The organism is Stenotrophomonas sp. BR163 (assembly GCF_047520985.2).
Classification (GTDB): Bacteria; Pseudomonadota; Gammaproteobacteria; order Xanthomonadales; family Xanthomonadaceae; genus Stenotrophomonas; species Stenotrophomonas sepilia.
In genome coordinates this window covers 18,369-21,838 of record NZ_JAXBRE020000040.1, presented here as the reverse complement: position 1 = coordinate 21,838, position 3,470 = coordinate 18,369, and the positions used below count along the sequence as shown (strand labels likewise).

At 67.3% G+C, this 3,470-nt stretch carries 3 protein-coding genes; 2 read left to right on the top strand and 1 reads right to left on the bottom strand.

Going from position 1 to position 3,470, the window contains the following annotated elements:
- Nucleotides 1-185 precede the first annotated feature (185 nt).
- Nucleotides 186-782 carry a hypothetical protein gene (locus ACM0PY_RS19850; RefSeq protein ID WP_134970568.1) on the top strand — a complete coding sequence of 199 codons (597 nt, stop codon included), beginning with the start codon at nt 186-188 and terminating at the stop codon, nt 780-782.
- A gap of 198 nt (nt 783-980) precedes the next feature.
- Here ACM0PY_RS19850 and ACM0PY_RS19845 read toward each other — a convergent pair whose 3' ends face one another.
- A complete protein-coding gene (locus tag ACM0PY_RS19845; protein WP_088497420.1) occupies nt 981-1,865 on the bottom strand; it encodes a LysR family transcriptional regulator in 885 nt (294 codons plus the stop codon).
- Between the two features lie 105 nt (nt 1,866-1,970).
- Here ACM0PY_RS19845 and ACM0PY_RS19840 point away from each other — a divergent pair, with 105 nt between their 5' ends.
- Nucleotides 1,971-3,383 carry an MFS transporter gene (locus ACM0PY_RS19840; protein WP_180885519.1) on the top strand — a complete coding sequence of 471 codons (1,413 nt, stop codon included), beginning with the start codon at nt 1,971-1,973 and terminating at the stop codon, nt 3,381-3,383.
- The last annotated feature ends 87 nt before the right edge of the window (nt 3,384-3,470 follow it).

Here is a 3,470-nt window from a genome sequence, read left to right as displayed (position 1 = left end):
AGGCCTTTTCCTTGGTCAACAGCAGGCGGGTGTACATGGTGGGGTCGCCGAAAACTGCACGGACGTCCACGGTGCCATGCCCGGCGGCGATTCTCTCCCTTGTTCAAGGCTGTCGCTATTGGCCTTGAACCGGGGCGAGGCGCGCTGGCACCGTGGACGTCCGTGCAGTTTTCGGCGACCCCACCATGTACACCCGCCTGCTGTTGACCAAGGAAAAGGCCTCTCCAACCGATGCATACGTTGGCGGCGGTGCGTTTCTTCCAGAGAACATACCTTGGCCAGCCTGTGTTGAAGGCCGTGCGCTCTTTCACCTGATGGCACTCCCTGCACATTGGTTCTATCCGCAGGGCGTTGCTGAGGATTTCTGGTTCTCAGTCTTCATCCCCACCGATACGCGGGATCATTCCCACTTCCGTCGGCTGCGCGCGGTGCAGGGAACTAGCGACGCAGTTGTGCTCGCATACAGGCGTGGCGGCGCATCCAGAAGCCGATGCATGAGCGACTCGCTTGAGCGCGGCCGTATCGAGCGTGTGGAGTGTTTGGAACCTGACGATGATGAGAACCTGGATTCCAAGCTGGATGGAGTCGATGCATGGCTGCAATCACCTTTGACGTGGAATGGCGGTCGCCGTCGCTTGATGCTCTACGGCGCGGACATCGACGGCATTCTGCCTTCGCAAAAAGGCGTACTGTCCGACGGCATGGCGTATCTGTTCCTCCGGGATAAGCCTGATTTTTCTCCGGTAGGACGCACCGGGGCGTTCTTTCTCCAATTGGGCTGAATCAGTTTTTGCTGCGTCGCGCGCTGGCTCTGCACCGAAGTCCACATCCACGCGCGGCGTGGATCTACTGCACCCGGTAGTGGCGGGCGGGGCGCCGGGCCGTGCCCGGCGGCATTCCGTTCCGTCGCCGCGATGCGGCTCGCCGGGCATGGCCCGGCGCTACCGCGAAGCCGAACTCCATCCACGCATGGCGTGGATCTACCAGTCCCCAGCCAGCAACGCGTCGGCCAGTACCTGCAGTTTCGGCGAATGCTGGCGCGACGGCGGGTAGATCAGTGACAGCGCGCGGCTGCGGCCCTCAAACGGCTGCAGCACGCGCTGCAGGCGGCCATCGGCCAAGGCGTCGGCCACCGCGAAATCCATCACCTGCACGATGCCGATGCCGGCGATCGCCGCTTCCACCAGCGGATCGCCGCTGTCGAACACCATCCGCGCCGGTGGCGTGAAATCATGAAGCTGGCCGTCCTGCAGGAACTGCCAGTCCACCAGCCGGCCACTGCGCAGGTTGCGCACCGCCAGGCAGGCATGATCCCGCAAGGCGGCCACATCGTCGGGCGCGCCACAGCGGTCGAGGTAGTCCGGGCTGGCCACCGTCACCCAGCGCAGCGGCCGCAGTGGCCGCGCGACGATGCGCTGGTCGGCGATGACGCCGGTGCGCAGCGCGGCATCGAAACCTTCCTCGACCAGATCGACCAGGCGGTCGTTGAGCACGGCTTCCACCTGCAGTTGCGGGTGCTGCTGCAGCATCGGCCCCAGCAGCGGTACCAGCACCTTGCGCCCGAACATCGAGGGCGCACTGATCTTCAGGGTGCCCGAGGGCGTGCACGGACGGTCGGCCAACTGGCGTTCGGCATCCTCGAGACCGCACAGCAGGGGCGCGACCTGATCGACGAACTGGCGACCATCCGGGGTCAGTGCCACGTTGCGGGTGTTTCGCTGCAGCAGCTTCACCCCCAGCGTGGCCTCCAGCCGACTGATCGCGCGCGACAGGCCTGACTGGCTCAGGCCCAGTTGCCCGGCGGCGACGGTGAAACTGCGTGCTTCGGCCACCTGCACCAGCATGCGCACGGCATTGAGGTCCATCGAGGTTCCATTCATGCTGAAAATCATGACAGATATGGACGGAAAGGGGTTTATTGATAGCTCTGCATCAATGAGACTGCGCTCCCCCACAGCACCGGAGCGTCGATGCCTCCCCTCAAGTACCCGCGCTGGGCGCTGGCCCTGCTGGCCACCGCGCAGCTGATCATCGCCCTGGACGCCACCATCATCTTCGTCGCCCTGCATGACATGGGGCGCGCGCTGCAGATCAACGCACAGCAGCTGCAATGGGTGGTCAGTGCCTACACCGTGGCCTTTGGCGGCAGCCTGCTGCTGGGGGGCCGTGCCGCCGACCTGATCGGCCGTCGCCGCTTCTACCGGCTGGGCATGCTGCTGTTCGCACTGGCGTCGCTGCTCGGCGCGCTGGCGCCGAACGCCACCCTGCTGATCATCGCGCGTGCGGCGCAGGGCATCGGCGCGGCATTGCTGTTCCCGGCCACGCTGGCGCTGATCAACACGTTGTATGCGGAAGGTCCGGTGCGCAACCGTGCACTGGCGATCTGGAGCATGGCCAGCGCGGTGGGCCTGGCGCTGGGCACGCTGCTCGGCGGCGTGCTGACCCAGGCGTTCGGCTGGCCGGCGGTGCTGGCGGTGATCGTGCCACTGGCCACCACCTGCGCGGTGGCTGCGGGTGCGTGGTTGCCGGCCGATGGCCCGCGTGCGCAGGGCCGCTCGTTCGATCTGGCCGGCTGCATCACCGTCACTGCCGGCGGCAGCCTGCTGGTCACTACCCTCGTGCAAGGGCCGGAGTGGGGCTGGACTGCGCCGGCCACGCTGGGCTGCCTGCTGCTGTCGGTGCTGCTGCTGGTGGCGTTCGTGCAGATCGAACAGCGCAGCCGCGATCCGCTGATGCAGTTCGCGTTGCTGCGGCTGCCCGGACTGCGCGCGGCACTGGGGCTGACCTTCGCCTTCATGAGCAGCTATGGGGTGCAGTACTACTTCATGGCGCTGTACTTCCAGGACGGCTACGGCTGGAGCCCACTGCAGGCCGGCCTGGCATTCCTGCCCGCCACCGCGGTGTGCACGGTCGGCATCCAGCTGGCCGAGTGGACGCTGCAGCGCTGGAGCGCGCGCAAGGTGCTGGTGGTCGGGCAGCTGGCCGGCGCCATCGGTATCGCCTGGGTGGCCGCGACGCTGCCGCACGGCGCGAACTTCTGGCCGCTGCTGCCCGGCGTGGGAGTGCTGAGCATCGGCCAGGGCATGACCTGGACCTCGATGTGGATCGTGGCCGGGCAGGGCGTGCCGTCCGCACAGCAGGGTGTTGCATCTGGCATGGCGGCGACCGCGCAGCAGATCGGTGGTGCGCTGGGCCTGGCGGTGCTGGTGATGGTGGCCAATGCCGATGCGGGTGCAGCCGGGTCGCTGAGTGCACTGGCCGGGCTGGTGCGCGCCGAATACGGTGCCGCCTTGTTTTCACTGTTCGGCGTGGTGATCGCGTTGGGCCTGCGCCCGGCGCCGGCCGAATCGGCCGCCACCGTCTGCCCGGCCAACGAGGCATGATTGAAGGCGCTGCCATGGGCGGATGTGCCGCGCCTGTGGTAGTGGGGGGGGGGGGGGGGGGGGGGGCGGGGGGGGGGGGGGGGGGGG

Coding starts and splice junctions, on each gene's coding strand:
- ACM0PY_RS19845 (WP_088497420.1), bottom strand. CDS start 1,865: ATGGACCTCAATGCCGTGCGCATGCTGGTGCAGGTGGCCGAAGCACGC.
- ACM0PY_RS19850 (WP_134970568.1), top strand. CDS start 186: ATGTACACCCGCCTGCTGTTGACCAAGGAAAAGGCCTCTCCAACCGAT.
- ACM0PY_RS19840 (WP_180885519.1), top strand. CDS start 1,971: ATGCCTCCCCTCAAGTACCCGCGCTGGGCGCTGGCCCTGCTGGCCACC.